Source organism: Arthrobacter sp. 10T44, assembly GCF_056393885.1.
The window spans coordinates 803,218-822,356 of the sequence record NZ_JBFTGT010000001.1 but is presented as its reverse complement, the minus strand read 5'-3'; the positions used below and the strand labels follow the sequence as shown (position 1 = coordinate 822,356).

Annotated in this window: 19 protein-coding genes; 7 read left to right on the top strand and 12 right to left on the bottom strand. The window is 65.0% G+C overall.

Translation table 11 applies throughout. The features are described 5' to 3' along the window. Positions 1-104 precede the first annotated feature (104 nt). Positions 105-941, bottom strand: a complete 837-nt coding sequence (locus AC1DBL_RS03875; protein WP_476916947.1) for an alpha/beta fold hydrolase — start codon at positions 939-941, stop codon at positions 105-107. Between the two features lie 167 nt (positions 942-1,108). Here AC1DBL_RS03875 and AC1DBL_RS03870 point away from each other — a divergent pair, with 167 nt between their 5' ends. Beyond that, on the top strand, positions 1,109-1,270 hold the full coding sequence (locus AC1DBL_RS03870; protein ID WP_175322402.1) for a hypothetical protein: 162 nt from the start codon (positions 1,109-1,111) through the stop codon (positions 1,268-1,270). Between the two features lie 123 nt (positions 1,271-1,393). Here AC1DBL_RS03870 and AC1DBL_RS03865 read toward each other — a convergent pair whose 3' ends face one another. The 8 genes from AC1DBL_RS03865 to AC1DBL_RS03830 form a co-directional block, all read right to left on the bottom strand. Further along, entirely contained in the window at positions 1,394-2,338 is a 945-nt protein-coding gene (locus AC1DBL_RS03865; protein WP_476891942.1) for an acetamidase/formamidase family protein, read from the bottom strand. A gap of 187 nt (positions 2,339-2,525) precedes the next feature. Further along, positions 2,526-3,239 (bottom strand): DUF998 domain-containing protein, encoded by a 714-nt coding sequence (locus tag AC1DBL_RS03860; RefSeq protein ID WP_285242556.1) that lies wholly within the window; start codon positions 3,237-3,239, stop codon positions 2,526-2,528. Positions 3,240-3,290: 51 nt separating this feature from the next. Then, complete coding sequence (locus tag AC1DBL_RS03855) at positions 3,291-4,106, bottom strand: alpha/beta fold hydrolase (protein ID WP_476925501.1); 816 nt, start codon at positions 4,104-4,106, stop codon at positions 3,291-3,293. Beyond that, on the bottom strand, positions 4,103-4,576 hold the full coding sequence (locus AC1DBL_RS03850; RefSeq protein ID WP_441410705.1) for an SRPBCC family protein: 474 nt from the start codon (positions 4,574-4,576) through the stop codon (positions 4,103-4,105). Before AC1DBL_RS03850 ends, AC1DBL_RS03855 begins: the two co-directional genes overlap by 4 nt. After that, the gene (locus AC1DBL_RS03845) at positions 4,569-4,922 is read right to left on the bottom strand and encodes an ArsR/SmtB family transcription factor (protein ID WP_476874431.1); all 354 of its coding nucleotides are present in this window, start codon (positions 4,920-4,922) and stop codon (positions 4,569-4,571) included. Before AC1DBL_RS03845 ends, AC1DBL_RS03850 begins: the two co-directional genes overlap by 8 nt. Before the next feature lie 79 nt (positions 4,923-5,001). Further along, a complete protein-coding gene (locus AC1DBL_RS03840) occupies positions 5,002-6,282 on the bottom strand; it encodes an IS110 family RNA-guided transposase (RefSeq protein WP_441410707.1) in 1,281 nt (426 codons plus the stop codon). A gap of 203 nt (positions 6,283-6,485) precedes the next feature. Beyond that, a complete protein-coding gene (locus tag AC1DBL_RS03835; protein ID WP_476925500.1) occupies positions 6,486-7,817 on the bottom strand; it encodes an APC family permease in 1,332 nt (443 codons plus the stop codon). 36 nt (positions 7,818-7,853) lie between these two features. After that, the gene (locus AC1DBL_RS03830) at positions 7,854-8,714 is read right to left on the bottom strand and encodes a proline iminopeptidase-family hydrolase (RefSeq protein WP_476891944.1); all 861 of its coding nucleotides are present in this window, start codon (positions 8,712-8,714) and stop codon (positions 7,854-7,856) included. Between the two features lie 140 nt (positions 8,715-8,854). Here AC1DBL_RS03830 and AC1DBL_RS03825 point away from each other — a divergent pair, with 140 nt between their 5' ends. After that, the gene (locus AC1DBL_RS03825; RefSeq protein WP_476891945.1) at positions 8,855-9,616 is read left to right on the top strand and encodes a FadR/GntR family transcriptional regulator; all 762 of its coding nucleotides are present in this window, start codon (positions 8,855-8,857) and stop codon (positions 9,614-9,616) included. Between the two features lie 102 nt (positions 9,617-9,718). Then, positions 9,719-10,639, top strand: coding sequence for a 2-hydroxyacid dehydrogenase (locus tag AC1DBL_RS03820; protein ID WP_476916950.1), 921 nt, complete (start codon positions 9,719-9,721; stop codon positions 10,637-10,639). A 15-nt stretch (positions 10,640-10,654) separates the two neighbouring features. Here the strand turns inward: AC1DBL_RS03820 and AC1DBL_RS03815 are convergent, their stop codons facing one another. From AC1DBL_RS03815 to AC1DBL_RS03805, 3 genes are all read right to left on the bottom strand, one after another. Then, complete coding sequence (locus AC1DBL_RS03815) at positions 10,655-11,470, bottom strand: MBL fold metallo-hydrolase (protein WP_476925499.1); 816 nt, start codon at positions 11,468-11,470, stop codon at positions 10,655-10,657. 187 nt (positions 11,471-11,657) lie between these two features. Beyond that, positions 11,658-12,710 (bottom strand): S66 family peptidase, encoded by a 1,053-nt coding sequence (locus AC1DBL_RS03810; protein WP_476925498.1) that lies wholly within the window; start codon positions 12,708-12,710, stop codon positions 11,658-11,660. 57 nt (positions 12,711-12,767) lie between these two features. Further along, positions 12,768-13,205 (bottom strand): VOC family protein, encoded by a 438-nt coding sequence (locus tag AC1DBL_RS03805; protein WP_476916953.1) that lies wholly within the window; start codon positions 13,203-13,205, stop codon positions 12,768-12,770. A 140-nt stretch (positions 13,206-13,345) separates the two neighbouring features. Between AC1DBL_RS03805 and AC1DBL_RS03800 the strand changes: the two genes are divergently transcribed. The 4 genes from AC1DBL_RS03800 (at position 13,346) to AC1DBL_RS03785 (ending at position 18,973) form a co-directional block, all read left to right on the top strand. Further along, entirely contained in the window at positions 13,346-14,335 is a 990-nt protein-coding gene (locus AC1DBL_RS03800) for a DUF808 domain-containing protein (protein ID WP_476916954.1), read from the top strand. A gap of 116 nt (positions 14,336-14,451) precedes the next feature. Then, complete coding sequence (locus AC1DBL_RS03795; protein ID WP_476916955.1) at positions 14,452-16,188, top strand: ABC transporter ATP-binding protein; 1,737 nt, start codon at positions 14,452-14,454, stop codon at positions 16,186-16,188. After that, positions 16,185-18,203: an ABC transporter ATP-binding protein gene (locus AC1DBL_RS03790; protein WP_441416678.1), complete on the top strand. Its 2,019-nt coding sequence runs from the start codon at positions 16,185-16,187 to the stop codon at positions 18,201-18,203. Before AC1DBL_RS03795 ends, AC1DBL_RS03790 begins: the two co-directional genes overlap by 4 nt. Before the next feature lie 551 nt (positions 18,204-18,754). Next, the gene (locus AC1DBL_RS03785) at positions 18,755-18,973 is read left to right on the top strand and encodes a hypothetical protein (RefSeq protein WP_441416679.1); all 219 of its coding nucleotides are present in this window, start codon (positions 18,755-18,757) and stop codon (positions 18,971-18,973) included. Positions 18,974-19,139 lie beyond the last annotated feature (166 nt).

Below are 19,139 nucleotides of genomic sequence, written 5' to 3'. Positions count from 1 at the left end.
CCAGCCCCTCCGACGCTTCCGGAAAACCGCTACGGACGCGGACGGGCGCACCCCGGACCCGAGGTGCGCCCGTCCTGAACCGGCGCGGAAACCGCCGCTGCGGCCTACTTGGCCAGGAACCCCAGCAGCACCTTGTTGACCTCGGCGGCGTGGGTCCAGAGCATCCCGTGCGGGGCGCCGTCGATCTCCACGTACTCCGCGTCCGGCAGGGCCTTGGTGAAGCGGCGGCCGGTGACGTCGATCGGCAGGATCCGGTCCGCGGTGCCGTGGACGATCAGGGCCGGGACGTCGATCTTGGGGATGTCGCCGCGGAAGTCGGTGAGCCAGGTGGGCTGCGCGGCAGCGGACGCCGTCGGGCCGCCCGCAGTGGCGAGGTTCCAGCCAGCCCGCATGACTTCCTCGCTGAGCCGCGGTGTGCCCAGGAAGGTGTCGCTGTTGTAGAAGTTCTTGAAGAAGTCGGTGAAGAAGGCGTAGCGGTCGGCCGTGACCGCTTCCATCAGGCCGTCGAACACGGACTGCGGGACGCCGTCGGGGTTGTCCTCGGTCTGCAGCACGTATGGTTCCAGTGAGCCGAGGAAGACGGCCTTGGCCACGCGCGCCGAGCCGTAGCTGCCGAGGTAGCGGCCCACTTCGCCGGTGCCCATCGAGAAGCCCACCAGCACGGCGTCGTTGAGGTCCAAGCCGGTCATCAGGGTGTTCAGGTCGGCGGCGAAGGTGTCGTAGTCGTAGCCGTCGGTGGGCTTGCTGGACTGGCCGAAGCCGCGCCGGTCGTAGGTGATCACGCGGTAGCCGGCGGCCAGGAGCGCGGCGGTCTGTTTCTCCCAGGACGAGCCGTCCAGCGGGTAGCCGTGGATCAGGACCACCGGCTGCCCGGCGCCGTGGTCCTCGTAGTAGAGCTCGACGTCGGTGCTGTTCTCGGTTCCAACCTTGATGTATGCCATGAAGCGATCCTCTCGGTACGGTCTGAAGTCAGTGCGTGCGTCCCGTCGACGGGTCCCACTGTAGGAAACTAACGCCCTTGGGCGGAATGGTGTTCCATGAACTTGCGCAACATACCCCCCGGGGTATAGTGGAGGGGTAGACCCATACCGACAAAGGGAGACACCAGATGTGCCGACAGGTTGCATGCAAGAAGTGCGGCAAGACCACGTGGGCCGGCTGCGGCCAGCACGTGGACCAGGTCATGCGCGGCGTCAAGAGCGCCGACCGCTGCAAGGGCCACGCAGACGAGCCCAAGACCGGCTTCTTCGCCAAGCTCTTCGGCCGCTAGGCACTCCGGGACGCGGACGACGACGGCGGCCGGCACCTGCCGCCGTCGTCCGCGCCGGCCCTTCGACTAAGAGGCTGAGCCCGCCGCGGTATCGCGCCGGGCTCAGCCTCTCGGGGTTTGGACTCAGGAATGGGCTTTCAGCACACTCTTGGGCAGGCGGTGGACGGTGACTGCTCCCACCGGACTGAAAGGATGGAGCGGATCCGGTGTCGAGGACCCGGTCGGACCGCCTAGCCGGGAGTCCCCGACGGCGCTCAGAACGGCGTAAGCGTCTTCCCGTTGCCAGCCATGGTCTTGGACGAGGAAGTGGAACATATCCTCGTAGCCGCGGGTGATGCTTTCCTGCACAGGGTCCCCTAGGCCAACGAAGATCCAGTGCTCGCCGGTTTCAATTCTGGGCGCCCGAAGATTCATCGCCTTGGCGAGTTCGATGCTCACGACGGCTGTTCCCTCAGCCTCAATTGCCACGAAGGAAGACTCCCCCTCCGCCATCAGGGCATGAATATCTCCGATAGAGAGGTAAGCGCCCTCCACCATGACGGGAAGGTAGACCTTCGAGCCCGGCCGGCAGCCAGTCAGGTCCATATTGCCGCCCCCCGCGAAGCTCGGCATGACAGTTGAATTCTCCCCCTCGGCCGGTGCCGTGCCGATACAGCCGATCATGGGCTGGGCATCGAAGATGTGGCGGTCGGTCACGTGCACGCCGTCTGCATCGATAGGGATCCGGCGGGTGAACATCTCCTCGCCCATCACGTGGCGCAGCGCTCCCGTTCCCGGCAGGCTAACGGACCAGCCGAATTCTTTGAGCAGGATCTCGTGAATCGTGACGACCAGGGCATCGCCAGGCTCGGCTCCGTCCACGAAAACCGGTCCCGTGACCGGGTTGATGCCCACGGAAAGTTGGTCCAGGTCGTGATGCTCGTGCAATTCCGCGTACACGGCGTCGTTCGTCTCGAAGGCGATCCGCTCGCCGGTCCCTGGAGCGATCCGAAGCGCGGGCTCCTCGTGTGCGGAGAAAGAGAATTTCCCGTTGGATTTGTCGAGGAAATGATCAGCGGTTACGGTCACGGCTGGGATTCCTTTCCGCTCATGACGAGCTCTGGATCATCGCTGCTGCCGTCCGACAAGTCCGGCGTCCGGCCGGTGAATTTGTAGTAGGAGAAGACAGCAGCGCCCACCACGAGCCAGATAGCGCCGCCGATGCTCCTATAGTCGTCAAATTGCTGTTGATCGTGCTTTTTAGTGGTTGGCTCGCTCAGCTGGTGCGGACGGTGGGAGGCAGGGGTTGGCTGCGTCGTAGGTGGGCGGCCGTTATTGCCAGCCAGGTCCAAGCGAGGACTACGGCTGCTGTGAAGCTAAGAACGATGACGGCTGACGTTGACCCGCTGGCAATGCCGACGAAGGCGGCGAGAAAGAGGATTCCGGTAGCAAGGGAGAATGCTCCGAGCCTCCGGTTTTCGGATGTGTAGAACCGGCGGGCCATAACGCAGCAGGCAGCGATGAAGGCGGCAAAGCCAATCCCTGCGGTAACGAAGTGAAGAAACCCGTGGAGGGACCCGGAGATAGGGGGTCCGGGAGGTGCGCCTTGAGGGAATCCGTTCATGGGATCGGCGGTGAAAATCCCCGCACCCACTAATCCGGCACCGTAGATTCCGACGAGAACCGGCCCCCAGGTGGCTCCTCGTCCGGGGTTGAGTGCGCGACGGAATCCGACGGCGGTCAGGAGGGTTAGGGCGCCGGTGAGGATCAGGTTTGTGGTTTGCATCCAGCCTAGGTCGCCGTTGGCTAGGACGCTGAGGTCGTTATGTGCCGCGTCGAAGCCCGGGCGAAGAAACGCCTGGGCATAGCTGACCAGAAGGTATAGGGGGCCGGCGGTGATGCCACAGGCCAGCAATACCCGCGTGGCAGAGGAGGCGGGCGGGCGTCGTTGGGATCCCTGATGTTCGGTCTGATAGCTGATTTTGGGCATGGTCTATTCCGGTCTGTGGGCGAAATGAATTTGGTGAGAGTGGTCAACGGGTCAGTTGGTGAAGAACCCGCGGAGTTCGGCTGCCATTGCTGCGTCTGAGACTTGGTGTGTTTGGCCCTCGAGGGTGCGGTGAAGGGCCTGGGGGATCGCGGCGGCTGTTGTTGCTTGAGCTGAGGTCATGACCGGGGCGGCTTTTCCACCGACCATGACAAGGGTCGGCACCGTGATTTTGGCGAACCGGCCGGTGGGTGCGGTGAAGTTGTTGGTAACGGCAATTTCATTGGGGAGGGTGTTGGCGGCGTCCTTTTGGCTCTTCCAGATCTTTGGCATGAGGCGCAGCATGAGGGGCACAAATGCAGGGACGCCGATCATCTTGACCAAGAAGTAGGAGACCATCGCGCCGCGCTTGTTTTGGGCGAGCAGTGAGTTCAGGTGCCCGGCGTGGTCGACGGGCGTTCCGTCGACGTTCCCGATTCCCGTGTAGGGGGCCTCGTAGGTGGCGAGCTTGCGCATCGGGATACCCGCCGCTGCTGCTTCGAGGGCGAGGGCCGCACCGGAGGAGATGCCACAGACGTAGGGGTCTCCGCCCGCATGGGTGATGACGGCGGCTAGGTCTTCGATTTCGCGTTCCACGGAGTAGGGCCGTGTATCACCGCTGTCGCCGCGGCCGCGACGGTCGTAGAAGTACACGGTGAAGGAGTCGGCCAGCGTGGTGGCCAGGGCCCGCGCCGGGCCGAAGGACCGGCCGCAGAAGGCGCCGTCAACCAGGACCAGGGAGGGGCCGGAGCCGATGTGTTCGACGGAGATGGGGGTTCCGTCCGCTGAGGTGATCTGGGTGACCTGGCTTTGGGCGGCGCTGGTTTTCATGCTGTGGGCCTTTCGAGGAGGGTGTCGAGTTTGGTGAAGGACAGTATCCATCCGGCGTGGGTCATGTCCCGGATCTCGTCGGTGAACGGGCCTTGATGGAGGGTCATGCGCGTCCGGTCGCCGTGATCGTGGAACTGAAGCCGCAGCACGACGTCGTCCACGGGCCCAGCCTCGGTCAGCGCTGTCAGTTGAATCTCGAGGGATTCCGGTGCCTGAAAGGCGGTGATGCGCCCCCGGATGGGGTGGCTGGCCCCGGTAGCGTTGTCGACCATGGTCAACTCCCACCGGCCCTGCTCCACGAGCTCCACGATGATGCTGTCCACGGGTACGTGAACTCCTTCAGGCCCGAACCATGAGGCGAGGAGTTGGGGTTCGGTCCAGAACCGCCAGACCGTGTCCCTGGGGGCGGCGAAAGAGCGGGAAATGAAAACATCGTGTTCTGTGACTTCCTGCTGGCGCCCCTCAGACATCTCGGCCCTTTCCCGTAGGTGGGGTGTCGCGCTGAAACGAGGCCAGCGCGCCGTCGAGTTTGTCGAAGGACTCACCCCAAAACTTCTTGTACCGCTCCATGTACTCGCTCGCTTCCTTAAGCCGGTCGGGCTCCAGATGACTGAACCGGGCAGTCGCTACCCGGTTCCGGGAGATCAGGCCAGCATTTTCCAATACCTTCAAATGCCTCGAAATCGCCGGTTGGCTGATCCTGAAAGGCGCCGCGAGGTCGGACACCTGCGCGTCACCGTCAGCGAGCCGCTGCAGAATAGCCCGCCGAGTCGGATCGGCCAACGCCGCGAACACTGCACTCAATTCATCAACCATCAAAACCATAACCTTGTCGTTATATAACCTTGTGGTTTTAGAGTAAGTCTGGTTTGAGTAAAGCGTCAAGCCTTGAGTCTCAGCTAACGGCGCCCGGTAACGCATTTGTCCTTGCTGCAGCTGTCGTCGGAGGTGTGCGGCGTGGCATTTCGGCCTGGTCGATGAGCCATTTCCGGTAGGCGCCGGCCAGGGCATCGTTGCGGATATGTCCGCGTTCCAGACGCGAAATGATGGAAACCCATTGACCAAGTTCGCCGGCGACGGTCGTTAAGGTCATGCCGAGGTCTGTCCGCCTGCGGCGGAGGTCGGAGTTGTCGGGTGCGGGCCGGGGATTGGTGATCTGACGGTAGATTTCCCTGGCTGCGTAGCGTTTGAGGCAGCGCATGATTTCGCGTTTGCTCTTTCCCTCTGACGTGCGTTTAGCCACGTACTCCTTGGTCCGTTGGCACGAGCCCATGCGCACCAGAACAACCTGGTGCAAGGCATTATTGGCGCTGCGGTCGCCGCCCCTGCTGAGCCGGTGGCGGGTTGTCTTGCCCGATGAGGCTGGCACCGGGGCGACGCCGACGAGCGAAGCGAACTGGGCCTCGTTCCCCAGACGGTCCGGATTGTCCCCGACGGTGATCAACAACTGGCTGGCCACTTCGGTTCCGACTCCTGGGAGATCACAAAGCATCGGAGCATAGCCGTCCAGGATTTCCTTGAGTGCAGCGTCAGCAGCCGCGATTTCCGTTCCCAGCGCTTGGCATCGGGCTGCCAACGCCTTGAGCGTCAGCAGAGTCACGTACTCGGGGTCAGCCATATGCCCGGAAGGTCTCGTGCGCTGCAGGGCAGGAATCAGCGCTGAGGTGGCCAGCGCCCGGTATTTCGCCCGGATCTTGTCCGGGGCTGAAACGAGGAGCGCCTTGATCTGGTTGATGGCCGCAGTGCGGGCCTTGATGGCTGATGCGCGCCCGGAACGTACGATCCGCAGGCATTCGACGGGGCCGTCTTTGGCCTTAGGGATCGCCTTGGTCCGCCCCTCGAGCACGGACTTGGCGGCCTGGTAGGCATCCAACGGGTCTGACTTCCCTTTGAGGCGACGGGCGGCCCGGTTCGGGCGGTTTACCTCCAGCACGGTGAGCCCTTCACCCCGAAGAGTTCGGGCGAGTTCGGCACCGTAGGAGCCTGTTCCTTCGACCCCGACGGCTACGACTGTGCCGTAGGAAGTGATGAAGTCGATGATTTTCCGGTATCCGGATCCCACGGCCAGGAATTCCCTGTCTGCAAGGGGTTTGCCGTGTTCGTTGATCACGGCTACGTGGTGTGTGTCGGCGTGGGTGTCGATACCCGCGATGACTTTTATTGGTTCGCTTGCCAAGATGGAAATTGCCCCTCAGTCGCGTCGAATGCTGATTGATCGGGCGCGGGCCAGGTGGGCAGACAAAACGGTAATGGGACTGGTCGTATCAGGCTCCTATGAGGTCATGTCCGCCTGGCCCGACACCCCTTTTAACGGACCTTGAGCCGGCGGACAGATCGTCGGGAAGACAGTGCCGCCTGGTACGTCAATTTTTGGCTGGGTCACGCCGGCTCAAGGACTGTTCCAGTATTACCGATTTTGGCCTCGGGAGCCGCGTTGAGCAGGACATAGCCAATGATCAGGAAGCCCAGGATGGGCACCGCAAGATGCAGGAGGTAGTTCTTCGACTTTTTGCGCACGACGTAGTGAACGATGACTGAGAGGTGCAGAAGCAGGAACCCAAACAATGCCCCGAAGTTCACAAGAGCGGAAATGACGTCGATCTGTCCTACGAAGAACAGGACTAGGATCGCCGAGATGGCGGACACCATAATGATGGCGTTCCGGGGTACCTGGCGGGAATCGATCCGGGACAGGAACTTGGGCAGCTGACGGTCTCGGCTCATTGAGTAGAGAAGCCGCGAGGTGGCGGCCTGCGCCGCCATGGCGTTTGCGACGCCGATCGCGAGCACGTTGACGACAAAGAAGGCCGTCATCCAGCCGCTGTTGGAGGCAGCCTCAACGATGGTGAAGAAGGCGTTGCCCACCTCGTCGTCGTTGAATGAGGGGCGGCCTGCCGCCAGGGCGCTGGCCAGCCAAGTCTGCACGATGAACAGGAATGCCACGAGGAACAGTGCCAGAACCATTGCGCGGCCAGCCGCATTGCGGCCGCCGGTAGCCTCCTCCGACATGGTCGAGATGCCGTCAAATCCGAGGAAGCTCAACACTGCGATAGACAGTGCCGAGGCGATCAGCGGGCCCGTGACCTTACTCGCGTCCCAGATCGGGTTCATTGTCAGCTCGGCCCCGGGGACGGTGTGTCCGGCCAGGGCATTGACCGCGATGACGATGAAGATCACGACAAAGATGAGTTCGATCGCAAGGAAGATGCGGTTCATCCGCTTGATGGAGCTGATGCCAAGCAGGTTGACTACGGTGTTGACCGCCACAAAGATCAGCGCCCACAGCCAGCGCGGCGAATCGGGGAAGATCCCCACCATCGACTCGGCGGCGAATACGTACAGCAGCGTCGGGACCAGAAGATAGTCCAGCAGGATTGCCCAGCCCGCGAAGAACCCGGCCGTGGGATGGATTCCGCGTCCTACGTAAGAGAACACAGAGCCGGCGAGCGGGATGGACTTTGCCATTTGCTGATAAGCGAGGGCGGTAAAGATCATAGCGACAAGGCCGATCACGTATACGAGCGGGACCATCCCTCCCGCCGCGTTGTAGACGACGCCGAAGATCGCCCACGGAGCGATCGGCACCATGAAGACGAGTCCGTAGACCAGTAGATCCGTGGTGGAAACCGATCGTTTGAGTTCCTGTTTGTAGCCGAAGGCTTCGAGCTGCTGTTGGGCGCTGAGTTCAGGGGGGCTTGATGAGTTTGCCATCGAGTTCTTTCTGGGAGTGAGGTGGTTGTGGTGGTCCTAGACAAGGGTGTGGTGGTCGTGGCGGGCTAGGTGGGCTGCGATGACGGCCCGGAAAGCCTCGGGTTGTTCGAGGTGTGAGCAGTGGCTTGCCCCGGCGAAGACGTGGCTGGTGACATCTGGAATATTGGCGATGAAAGGTGCCCAGGTAGCAGGGGTTGCTTCGTCATGTTCACCGGCTACCACCAGCGTCGGGGCGGTGACCCGCTCCAACCGGTCGACGATGCTCCAGTTGCGCAGTGTTCCGATGACGTGGAACTCGTTGGGGCCGTTCATTGTGTGGTAGACCGTCGGTTCGGCTTCCATCTGAGCCACGCTCTCCTCGAAATCTGCTGGGAAAGGCGTGGTGCGGCAAACATGGCGCTCGTAGAAGGCCATGGTGGCAGCAGCGTACGCAGGGGAAGTTACCGTGCCCGCGTTCTCGTGGAACGTCAGCGCATCTTGGACATCTCGGGGCAGCCGCTCCCTGAGATCTGTGGCGGCGTCCGCCCACAGCCCCATTGAAGCGGGGGAGTTGCAGATGGATAGGCTCGCCAAACCTGGCGGCTGTCGCACGGCGATTTCCGCGCCCAGCATGCCACCCCAGGACTGCCCGAGAAGATGGAAGTCCTCGATCTGGAAGTGCGCAAGGAGGCTGAGGAACTCATCGACAAACAGCTGCGGAACCCAGAAATCCGCCGGGGCATCGGGTAAATGCGAGCTGTTTCCACAGCCCAACTGGTCGTAAAGGATGACAGTGCGGCCGGTTTCCGTCAGGGCCGCCAGGTTCTGCAGGTAGTTATGAGCCATGCCCGGTCCGCCGTGAAGCACGATAAGGGGGAGAGCTCCAGCTAGGGGGAGATCCGGGGTGAAGATCGCCACCCAGGTCTCCCACTGGCGGAAGGGGACTCTATGTGTTGTGAGGGTTGTCACGCAAAATCCTTTGGTCGGGCGTGAGCATCATCCTTGCGCACTAATGGTCCAATTCCAAGACCTTTTACAAATATGTATAAGTTGGTGCCATGGGCAAGAGCAAAGATGACGGGCCCGAAGGGTCGCTGGACATGCCTCTGGCCGCGATGTCCCGGGCCGATGAAATCACCGACCGGCTAATCACGGCGATTGCGGTAGGCGAATATTTGCCGGGCGCCCGCTTGCCGTCGGAACGCGACCTGGCAAAGTCCTTGCATGTGGGACGGATGACGGTCCGAGCCGCCATTGGCCGTCTCGTCGACCAAGGCTTGCTATCGACACAGCGGGGCCGTGCAGGTGGCTCGTTCGTCCGGGAACAATGGACAGCGGCGTCCAACGCGTCAGTGCAAAGGACTCTCTCGTCCCGCTGGGAATCGCTGCGCGACACCTGCGAGGCCATGGTCCACCTTCACGGCACGATCGCCCGGGCCGCGGCAGAGAACCGGACCGACGCTGACGCTGCTGTGCTCAGGGAGCGGCTGGAAGCCTACCGGGGGGCCGAATCGGGCACCGCCTCCCAAAAGGCCGACGCGAGGCTCCACACGGCTATCGCGGAAGCGTCACACAACCTGACTCTCAAACGCATTCTCCTAGAGCTCGAAGCGCAGATCGGGCTCGCGGCGCCAGCCCATCTCTGGGGTTTCCCTGAGGGCATGCGCGAAATGGAGCTCCGCGCGTTAGCCGATCATGAGCGGCTCGTTGAGGCTATTTGCGCGCAGCGCCAAGCCGAGGCGGCAGCCATAGGGTTAGCGCATGCCCGGATCGACATCGAGTTGCTGGAAGCGGCGCTGAACAGAGCTGGCTCGAACTAGGCGCTGTCCACACTCAGCGCCCGTGACTCACCACGGGCGCGGACGACGACGGCGGCCGTCACCTGCCGCCGTCGTCCGCGCCGGCCTACTAGGCTGGCAACTATGCCGAAGAAAATTACTGTCAGCCTGCCGGACGCAACACTGCGTGAATATCTCCAGCCCCACCCGGATGTCACCGTCCTCGAGTGGGACCTGTCCGGCGAAGCACCGCAGCCGAGCATCGACATCGTCGTACCGCCCTACATGGGCGGCTGGTCCGCGCTGCGCGGGCTGGAGGGCGTGGAGACCGGGCTGGTGCAGAGCCAGTCGATCGGCTACGACGGCGTCGAAGAGGTGCTGCCCGCGGGCCGCGTTTTCGCGAATGCCGCGGGCGTCCACGAGGCGTCCACCGCCGAACTGACCCTGGCCCTGATTCTGGCCAGCCAGCGTGAATTCCCCCGAATGCTGAAAAACCAGCAGGAGGGCCGCTGGGAGAGCCGTCCCACCGCAAGCCTTGCGGACCGGCGCGTGATGATTGTCGGCTACGGCGGCGTCGGCAAGGCGATCGAGGACCGGCTGCTGGCCTTCGAAACCACCGTGACCCGGGTGGCCAGCAAGGCGCGGTCCGATGCGCGCGGCCAGATCCACGGCATCGACGAACTGCACAGCCTGCTGCCGGAGCACGACATCGTGGTGGTGGTGGTTCCGCTCAGCGACTCCACCCGCCACCTGATCGACGACGCCTTCCTCGCCGCCATGCCCGACGGCGCGCTGCTGGTCAACGTCGCCCGCGGGCCGGTCGCGGACACCGAAGCCCTGGTGAAGCACACCGCCTCCGGCCGGATCCGCGCCGCCCTGGACGTCACCGACCCCGAACCGCTGCCGCAGGACCACCCGCTGTGGGCGACTCCCGGCGTCATCATCAGCCCGCACATCGGCGGCGCCACCTCGGCCATGCGCCCGCGGATGGGCAAGCTCCTGCAGCGCCAGATCGAGCTCATGCTCGCGGACGAACCGCCGGCGAACGTGGTGATCGGCGGGTAGCTCAGCGCGGGGCCGCTATTCGGGCTTCCCGGTTCTTTGGGCGAGCTGTTGTACCTGCCCTTGATGCACTTCGGCCAGCCATTCCAAGGGAGCCGACGGACCGAGCCGCGGGTCATCGGGCTCTTCGCCGTCCCGCAACGCCGCCACATACGCCCGGTCCTGCCGGAGTCGCGCCCGCAGCTGCTCGGCTCCCCCGACTGAGCCGTGGCCGGGGACGACGGCGGCGACGTCGCCGGCGATGCCCTCGAAGAGCGTCAGGGCGGCGAGGTAGTCACCGATCGGATCCGCGGCCCTCAGATCGAGGAACGGCATCTGGATGTCGGAAAGCATGTCCCCGGCGACAAGGAGGCCGCGATCCTCGATCAGCAGCGCGGCGTGGCCCGCGGCGTGGGCCCGATGCTCGATGATCCGGACTTTGGGGCCGTCCCAGGGAAGCTGCGCGGCGTCGGCAGGCAGGCCGGTGACAAGGCCCAGAAGTTCCATTGGGATCTCCCCGGCGAACTCCGGCGGCAGCACGCCGGCTACGCGGTCCTTCCAGCCCGGCTGCGACAGCAGCTCCTGGATCGGTGCCGCGCAGCGGGCCGAGGCGTACCGTGGCACGTCGCCGAAGTCCGGGTGCCAGAGCACGTGGTCCCAATGCGGATGCGTCGAAAAGCCTGCCACGACGGGCTGGTCCAACGCGCGAAGGTCGTTCGCGAGGTCCGCCATTTCGCCGCGCGTTATCCCGGGGTCGATGAGCAGCACCCCGGCCCGGCCCTGAACGATGACGGAGTTGCTCTGCAGGAACTCGCTCTGGTGAACCCAAACGCCCTCGGCGACTTGCTTCAACACGGCATGCCTTCCGCTCGTGGTAGCTCCTGCTTCTCGAGACGGTATTCCGGGCGGGAGTGGAGCGCAAGGACTACAGAGCAGAACGGTCAGGATCGGCGCTCCGGCGAGGATGAACGCGATCCAACGCCCGGACCGCGGGCTTCGCCGTTTAGCCAACTTGGTCGCTGACTTTCGAGCTCCGCGACGCTTAGGAATAGTTCGCGGTGATCGTCTTTGCTTCGCCGTTGAGTTGGATCTGACCGCCGTAGGGGATGATCCACTGTGGCCGGGTATGCCCGAACGGGACCCCGATGCAGACGACGGCGTCCGGGTTGTATCGTGCGATTTCGGCGGCGGCCACATCCCGCTGTGCCGCGCGCAACTGAGCCCGTTCGACGGCGGGCGGGATCTGCCCGTGGCTGCTGACGGGTGGCCTGGCGACCATCACGCCGTCGACTGCCTCCAAGACACCACGCTCGCCGAGCGCTCGAATCCACCGCTTAACCCAGTCTGCGGGAGCCAGCAGTTCGCTGGTTTCGAGGAGCAGGATGCTGCCCCGGAGTGCGTCGAGGGCGGGCAGCCTGTCGGCGATGGCCAGCTGGTCGAGGACTTCGATACAGCCGCCCCATGTGGGACCGGAGACGGTGCGTGCCGGACCCGTCCACGTCCAGGGTTCGGTGGGTTCGCGGTCGCCGTATTCGACGAGCGCCCGTGGCTCGAGCCAATCCGGCCCGAAGTCCTCTGATTCCCCCGGATCGGTGACCTCAAGTTCGCCTCCGGTGAGCAGCGCCGCGCGCAGGGAAGCGAGGTGGACGTCGTCCGCACCCGGCCCGGCGCCGAGGTGAACCTGGGTGGAACCGCCGTAATATGCGGGTATCCCAAGGGGCCACAGCCAGTTGAGCAGATTGGTGTTGTCGCTGTAGCCGATGAAGATCTTCGGATCCGCTTCCGCCGCCGCGGCGTCCAGATGCGGCACGACCGTGATCTGGTCGTCGCCGCCGATGGTCGCGAGAATCGCACGGATGCCGGGATCGGCGAACGCCGCATTGATGTCCGCCGCCCGTTCCTCTGGACTGGACCCGAGTTTGCGGGTCGTTGGGAACTCCGCCGGTACCAGGCCAGTGGCCGCAATGAGGCGCCGCATGGCCTGCTCATGCACGGCAGGGGCGAATCCAGGCGCGGCAAAGGACGGCGAGAGGACCGCGACCCGATCGCCCGCGGTGAGCTTCGGAGTGGGCAAGTTCAACTGCGAATGTTCCATCCGCTCATCGAACCAGACTGCGCGCCCGTCCGGCGAACGGGCGCACTGGCCCGGCCCTCAGCTTTTCTTCAGCTCCTCGGCGAGCATCACGAGGATGCCGCTGGGGCCGCGGAGGTACGTGAGTTTGTAGACGTCCTTGTAGGTCGCCACACCGCGGAGCGGATAGCAGCCGTGCCGCGCGGCGATCTCCAGGGCTTGGTCGATGTCCGGGACGGAGAACGCGACCCGGTGCATGCCGATCTGGTTGGGACGGGTGGGCGCCGTCTCGATCGCCTCCGGGTGGATGTATTCAAAGAGCTCGAGGCGGCCACGGCCGTCCGTCGTTTCGAGCATGGCAATGTTGGCGTGATTGCCGTCAAGCCCGACGGCGGTGTCGGTCCATTCGCCGCTGACGGTGTCCCGCCCAACGACCGCCAGACCGAGGTCGGTGAAGAACGCGATCGCCTCGTCGAGGCTGCGCACGGCGATGCCGACGTTCTCAAGTCTGATGTTCATGCTCATCACGCTACCGAGCCGCCCCGGCAGAGATCCAGAGCCGACGGGCTATCCCTCATATAATTGAGCATGCCGATCACGCACCCAGACCAGGGCACCCCCGTCCAGCCGTCCGCCCCCAAACAGTACGGACGCGGGCTGTGAGCGGCGGCCTGGTCGCCCTGCTGGACGACATCGCAGCCCTGGCCAAGATTGCGGCCGCCTCGGTGGACGACGTCGCCGCCGGAGCAGCCAAAGCGGGGGCCAAGGCCGCGGGCGTGGTCATTGACGACGCCGCCGTCACCCCTCAGTACGTGTCCGGGGCGGACCCGTCCCGCGAACTGCCGATGATCAAGAAGATCTTCTGGGGCTCGCTGCGGAACAAACTCCTGATCATCCTGCCGGCGCTGCTGCTCATCAGCGCCTTCATCCCGGGCGTCATCCCGTTCATCCTCATGGCGGGCGGCACCTACCTCTGCTACGAGGGTGCCGAGAAGGTCTGGCACAAGCTCCGCGGACAGCACGACGCCGAGGAAGACACCCCGGCGGTCGACCGCGGGCCGGAGGCGGAGGCCAAGGTCACCAAGGGCGCCATCACCACCGACTTCATCCTTTCCTGCGAGATCATGGTCATCGCGATGAACGAGGTGGCGGCCGAATCCCTGTGGGTTCGGGCCTCCATCCTGGTCGCCGTGGCGATCGCGATCACGGCCGCCGTGTACGGCGCCGTCGCGCTCATCGTCAAGATGGACGACATCGGCCTGCACCTGACCACCAAGGAGTCGGCGGGCTCCCAGCGCTTCGGAGAGCTGCTCGTCAAGGGGATGCCGGCCGTGCTGACCACGATCACCGTCGTCGGGACGGGCGCCATGCTGTGGGTGGGCGGCCACATCATGCTGCAGGGCGCCCACGACCTCGGCTGGCACCTGCCCTATGATCTGGTCCACGCCCTCGAGCACCCTGTAGCTGGGATCCCGGTGGCGGGCGGCTTCCTTGCCTGGCTCGTGAACACCCTGTGCTCGGCCGTCCTGGGGCTCGTCTGGGGCCTCGTCGTGATGGCGGTCCTGCACCCGCTGCTCAAGGTGCTGCCGTTCGGCAAGAAGGAAAGCGGACACACGGACGACGACGTCCGCGCCGCCGTCGACGGCTGAGACACGCCCCCAATTCGCCCTGAGAGGAACCGGTTCCGCTCCCAGCCTCCGGACGTAAACTGGCGTTCGAATCACCGTGCGCGAACCGTGCGTGAACTAGGGACCGAGGAGACCGGATGCTCTGGAAACTGCTCGTCGAATACCTGAGGCCGCAGCGCCGGCTGCTGCTCGCCGTCGTCGTCTTCCAGCTGGCGGCGTCCATCGCCTCGCTGTACCTGCCCACCCTGAACGCGGACATCATCGACCAGGGTGTGGCGCGCGGGGACACGGACTACATCCTGCGCGTCGGCGGCGTGATGCTGATGGTCACCCTGCTGCAGATCGCCTGCACCATCGCCGCCGTCTACTTCGGCGCGAAGGCCGCGATGGCGCTGGGCCGGGACGTGCGCGGGGCGATCTTCACCCGAGTGGCGGAGTTCTCCGAGCAGGAGGTGACCCGGTTCGGTGCGCCCAGCCTGATCACCCGCTCCACCAACGACGTCCAGCAGGTCCAGCAGCTGGTGCTGATGTCCGCCACGCTGATGGTCACCGCGCCCATGCTGAGCATCGGCGGCGTCATCATGGCGGTGCGGCAGGACGTGCAGCTGTCCTGGCTGATCGCGGTCAGCGTGCCGGTGCTGCTCATCGCCGTGGGCCTGATCGTCACCCGGATGGTGCCGCTGTTCCGGCTGATGCAAACCCGGATCGACACGGTCAACCGGGTGCTGCGCGAACAGCTCACCGGCATCCGCGTGGTCCGCGCTTTCGTCCGCGAGGACATCGAGACCGCCCGCTTCGGCCGGGCCAACGAGGACGTCACGGACACCGCGCTGCGCGCCGGCCGGCTGATGGCGCTCGCGTTCCCCACCGTAATGCTGGTGCTCAACGTCTCCTCCGTGGCCGTGATCTGGTTCGGCGCGTTCCGGATCGAGGACGGCTCCATGCAGGTGGGCACCATGATCGCGTTCCTGAGCTACCTGATGCAGATCCTGATGTCCGTCATGATGGCCACCTTCATGGCGATCATGATCCCGCGCGCCGCCGTCTCCGCGGACCGGATCGGCGCGGTGCTGGGCACCGAATCCAGCGTCCGGCCGCCGGAGCACCCGGTCAGCCTCGCCGGTGCAGCCCGCGGCGAGCTGGAGATGCGCGACGTCGGGTTCGCCTACCCGGGTGCCGAGGCGCCGGTCCTCTCGGACGTGGACTTCACCGCCCGCGCCGGGCAGACGACGGCGATCATCGGCTCCACGGGGTCCGGGAAGACCACCCTGGTGAACCTGATGCCGCGGCTCTTCGACGCCACCTCCGGCTCGGTGCGGATCGATGGCGTGGACGTCCGGGAACTGCACCCGGACCTGCTCTGGGGGCACATCGGCCTGGTCCCGCAGAAGCCCTACCTGTTCTCCGGCACGGTCCGCAGCAACCTGCTCTACGGCAAGCCCGACGCCACCGAGGACGAGCTCTGGCGGGCGCTGTCCATCGCGCAGGCGGAGGACTTTGTCCGGGAGATGGAGGGCGGCCTGGACGCGCCCATCTCGCAGGGCGGCACCAACGTCTCTGGCGGGCAGCGGCAGCGGATCGCGATTGCCCGGGCGCTGGTGAAACGCCCCGAGCTCTATATCTTTGACGACTCGTTCTCCTCGCTGGACACCGCCACGGACGCCCGGCTCCGCCAGGCGCTCCGGCAGCACACTGCCGGCGCGACGCTGGTGATCATCGCCCAGCGGGTCTCCAGCATCGTGGACGCGGACCAGATTTTGGTGCTCGACGACGGCCGGATCGTCGCGCACGGCACGCACGAGGAGCTGTTGGAGACCTCGCCGACGTACAACGAGATCGTGAATTCCCAGCTCGCGGCGGAGGAGGCGGTATGAGCAAGGTCGAGTCCCGGACACCCGCTTCCGGCGCTGGGAGCGGAGCCGGCGCCGCCCAGGAGGCCCCGCTGCGGATCCCGCGCCCGCGCGGCGGCCCCGGCCACGGCGGCCCGTTCGCCGGGATGAACATCCCGGCGGAGAAGGCGATGAACTTCGGCCCGTCCGCGAAGCGGCTGCTGGGCGAACTCCGCCCCGAGCGGATCTGGCTGACGCTGGTACTGGCCCTCGCCGTCGTCAGCGTGACGCTGTCCGTGATCGGGCCGCGGCTGCTGGGCGAGGGCACCAACCTGATCTTCGCCGGCGTCGTGTCCAAACAGCTGCCCGCCGGGGTGAGCAAGGCCCAGCTGATCGCGCAGCTGCGGGCCGCGGGGGAGAACCAAAAGGCGGACATGCTCAGCGCCATGGCGCTGACGCCCGGGACCGGGATCGACTTCGCCGCGCTGTCCTCGGTGCTGCTGTGGGCGCTGGTGCTCTATGTGCTCGCCTCGGCGTTTATGTGGATGCAGGCATATATCCTCAACGGCGTGGTGCAGCGCACCGTGTACCGGCTGCGCGAGCGGATCGAGGCGAAAATCAACCGGCTGCCGCTGCGCTATTTCGACACCGTGCAGCGCGGCGAGCTGCTCAGTCGGGTGACCAACGATGTGGACAACATCTCCCAGAGCCTGCAGCAGTCCATCAGCCAGGCGGTGACCTCGGTGCTGACCGTGGCCGGGGTGCTGGTGATGATGGTGATCCTCTCGCCCACGCTGGCCATCATCGCCCTGGTGACCATTCCGCTGACCCTGGTGACGACGACGGTGATCGCCAAGCGCTCGCAGAAGCTGTTTGTGGCGCAGTGGAAGAACACCGGCGAACTGAACGGCCAGATCGAGGAGACCTACACCGGGCACGCACTGGTGAAGGTGTTCGGCCGGCAGCGCGAGGTGGAGGAGACGTTCCGGCAGAAGAACGTGGAGCTGTACCAGGCCAGCTTCGGCGCCCAGTTCATTTCCGGGCTGATCATGCCGGCCATGACGTTCATCGGGAACCTGGTCTATGTGGGGATCGCCGTGGTGGGCGGGCTGCAGGTGGCGTCCGGGGCGATGCAGCTGGGCGATGTGCAGGCGTTCATCCAGTACTCGCGGCAGTTCACCCAGCCGCTGGCCCAGCTGGGCTCGATGGCGAACCTGCTGCAGTCCGGCGTGGCGTCGGCGGAGCGGGTGTTCGAGCTGCTGGACACCGAGGAGCAGTCGCCTGACCCGGTGCCGTCCGTGGCTCCTTCTGGGGGCCGGGGGCGGCTGGTGTTCGAGGACGTGTCCTTTGCCTACTCGCCGGACAAGCCGCTGATTTCCAAGCTGAGCCTGGTGGCGGAGCCGGGGCAGACGGTGGCGATTGTGGGCCCGACCGGGGCGGGCAAGACCACGCTGGTGAACCTGATGATGCGCTTCTACGAACTCGACGCCGGGCGGATCACGCTGGACGGCGTGGACGTCGCCGCGATGTCCCGGCACGCGCTGCGCTCGCGGATGGGGATGGTGCTGCAGGATACGTGGCTGTTCGGCGGGACCATCCGGGACAACATCGCCTACGGCCGGCCGGATGCTTCGGAGGCGGAGATCCTGGAGGCGGCGAAGGCGACGTACGTGGACCGGTTTGTGAAGTCCCTGCCGCAGGGCTACGACACCGTGCTCGACGACGAGGGCGCCAACGTCTCGGCGGGGGAGAAGCAGCTCCTGACGATTGCCCGGGCGTTCCTGGCCCGGCCCTCGGTGCTGATCCTGGACGAGGCGACGTCCTCCGTGGACACCCGCACCGAGGTACTGGTGCAGAAGGCCATGAGCGCGCTGCGGTCCGACCGGACCTCGTTCGTCATCGCGCACCGGCTCTCCACCATCCGCGACGCCGACCTCATCCTGGTGATGGAAGCCGGCCAGATCGTGGAACAGGGGACACACGCGTCACTGCTGGAGGCCGGCGGGGCGTACGCCGCGCTGTACGCGGCGCAGTTCGCGGCTCCGGTGGCTGAGGTTTGAGGGGGCGCTCTCCCTTGGCCGCTAGGCGGAGCCCACGAGCGGACAACCCGCGTGCTTCAATACGGGCCCGCGTCCTAAGGTTCAGCCTCGCGGCCGTTTAGGAGCCGATTCTCGGCGTAATGTGTGACGGCCAACGCTTCCAAAGTCAGCGTGTCTGCTATCCGTCAAACCTCGGGCCCCGATAATCTGCCATGTGCCGCTCAAAGCAACTGGATCTCAGGTGCTGCATCAAGGGGCATCCAATATTCGAAGCGGTCCCTATCCGCTCTCCTGCCAGAAAGATTCTGTTGAAAAGATCGCTCGGACTTACCCTCATGCTGACACTGGCCCTAGCCGGGTGCAGCTCAAGCACCCAGGCAGCGGAGCCTTCGGTGTCGAGCGCCCCCTCCGAGGCACCTACCCCGACGGAGACCACCAGCACTGTCTCAGAAGTGGCCAGCGCCGTAGCTGAAATCCGTCCTCAGCTCACGGAGAACTTCGATGACTTCCGGACAAACCGATGCTCTGGCGTGCTCAGCAGCAGGCAGGCGGGAATAGACGCTGCTACGTGCGTGAGTAGCAAAATCGCCCTTGGTTCCTATGCGAAGGCCCTCAACATCACGCTCGAATCTCTGAAGCCATGGCCAAGCGAGATAGAGTCGCTCACTCAGCAAACCACCGAGCGCTTGAGGACCGTCGCGTCTGCATCAGAAGTAGACGACCCTGGAATGTTCGACACCGCCGCGCTGTTGCTCAACAGCAAGCTGCAAGGATGGGACCCATACCTCTAGTCAGCTTCCAGAGTGGCTCGGCTGCGACGGCCCGGTGGGGCGCCGCATACATCGCATCCCGATCCCGGCCCGAGGGTTCTGCGTTTCAACGCAGTCACCCTCGGCCTCTCCTACCAACATCGAGGCCAACTAGGGATCCCGAACCGCGGTGAAGAAACCGGCCCGA

What these genes read in the sequence shown, in the direction of transcription:
- AC1DBL_RS03875 (WP_476916947.1), bottom strand. Translation starts at nt 941, where the DNA reads ATGGCATACATCAAGGTTGGAACCGAGAACAGCACCGACGTCGAGCTC.
- AC1DBL_RS03870 (WP_175322402.1), top strand. Translation starts at nt 1,109, where the DNA reads ATGTGCCGACAGGTTGCATGCAAGAAGTGCGGCAAGACCACGTGGGCC.
- AC1DBL_RS03860 (WP_285242556.1), bottom strand. Translation starts at nt 3,239, where the DNA reads ATGCCCAAAATCAGCTATCAGACCGAACATCAGGGATCCCAACGACGC.
- AC1DBL_RS03855 (WP_476925501.1), bottom strand. Translation starts at nt 4,106, where the DNA reads ATGAAAACCAGCGCCGCCCAAAGCCAGGTCACCCAGATCACCTCAGCG.
- AC1DBL_RS03850 (WP_441410705.1), bottom strand. Translation starts at nt 4,576, where the DNA reads ATGTCTGAGGGGCGCCAGCAGGAAGTCACAGAACACGATGTTTTCATT.
- AC1DBL_RS03845 (WP_476874431.1), bottom strand. Translation starts at nt 4,922, where the DNA reads ATGGTTGATGAATTGAGTGCAGTGTTCGCGGCGTTGGCCGATCCGACT.
- AC1DBL_RS03835 (WP_476925500.1), bottom strand. Translation starts at nt 7,817, where the DNA reads ATGGCAAACTCATCAAGCCCCCCTGAACTCAGCGCCCAACAGCAGCTC.
- AC1DBL_RS03825 (WP_476891945.1), top strand. Translation starts at nt 8,855, where the DNA reads ATGGGCAAGAGCAAAGATGACGGGCCCGAAGGGTCGCTGGACATGCCT.
- AC1DBL_RS03820 (WP_476916950.1), top strand. Translation starts at nt 9,719, where the DNA reads ATGCCGAAGAAAATTACTGTCAGCCTGCCGGACGCAACACTGCGTGAA.
- AC1DBL_RS03810 (WP_476925498.1), bottom strand. Translation starts at nt 12,710, where the DNA reads ATGGAACATTCGCAGTTGAACTTGCCCACTCCGAAGCTCACCGCGGGC.
- AC1DBL_RS03805 (WP_476916953.1), bottom strand. Translation starts at nt 13,205, where the DNA reads ATGAACATCAGACTTGAGAACGTCGGCATCGCCGTGCGCAGCCTCGAC.
- AC1DBL_RS03795 (WP_476916955.1), top strand. Translation starts at nt 14,452, where the DNA reads ATGCTCTGGAAACTGCTCGTCGAATACCTGAGGCCGCAGCGCCGGCTG.
- AC1DBL_RS03790 (WP_441416678.1), top strand. Translation starts at nt 16,185, where the DNA reads ATGAGCAAGGTCGAGTCCCGGACACCCGCTTCCGGCGCTGGGAGCGGA.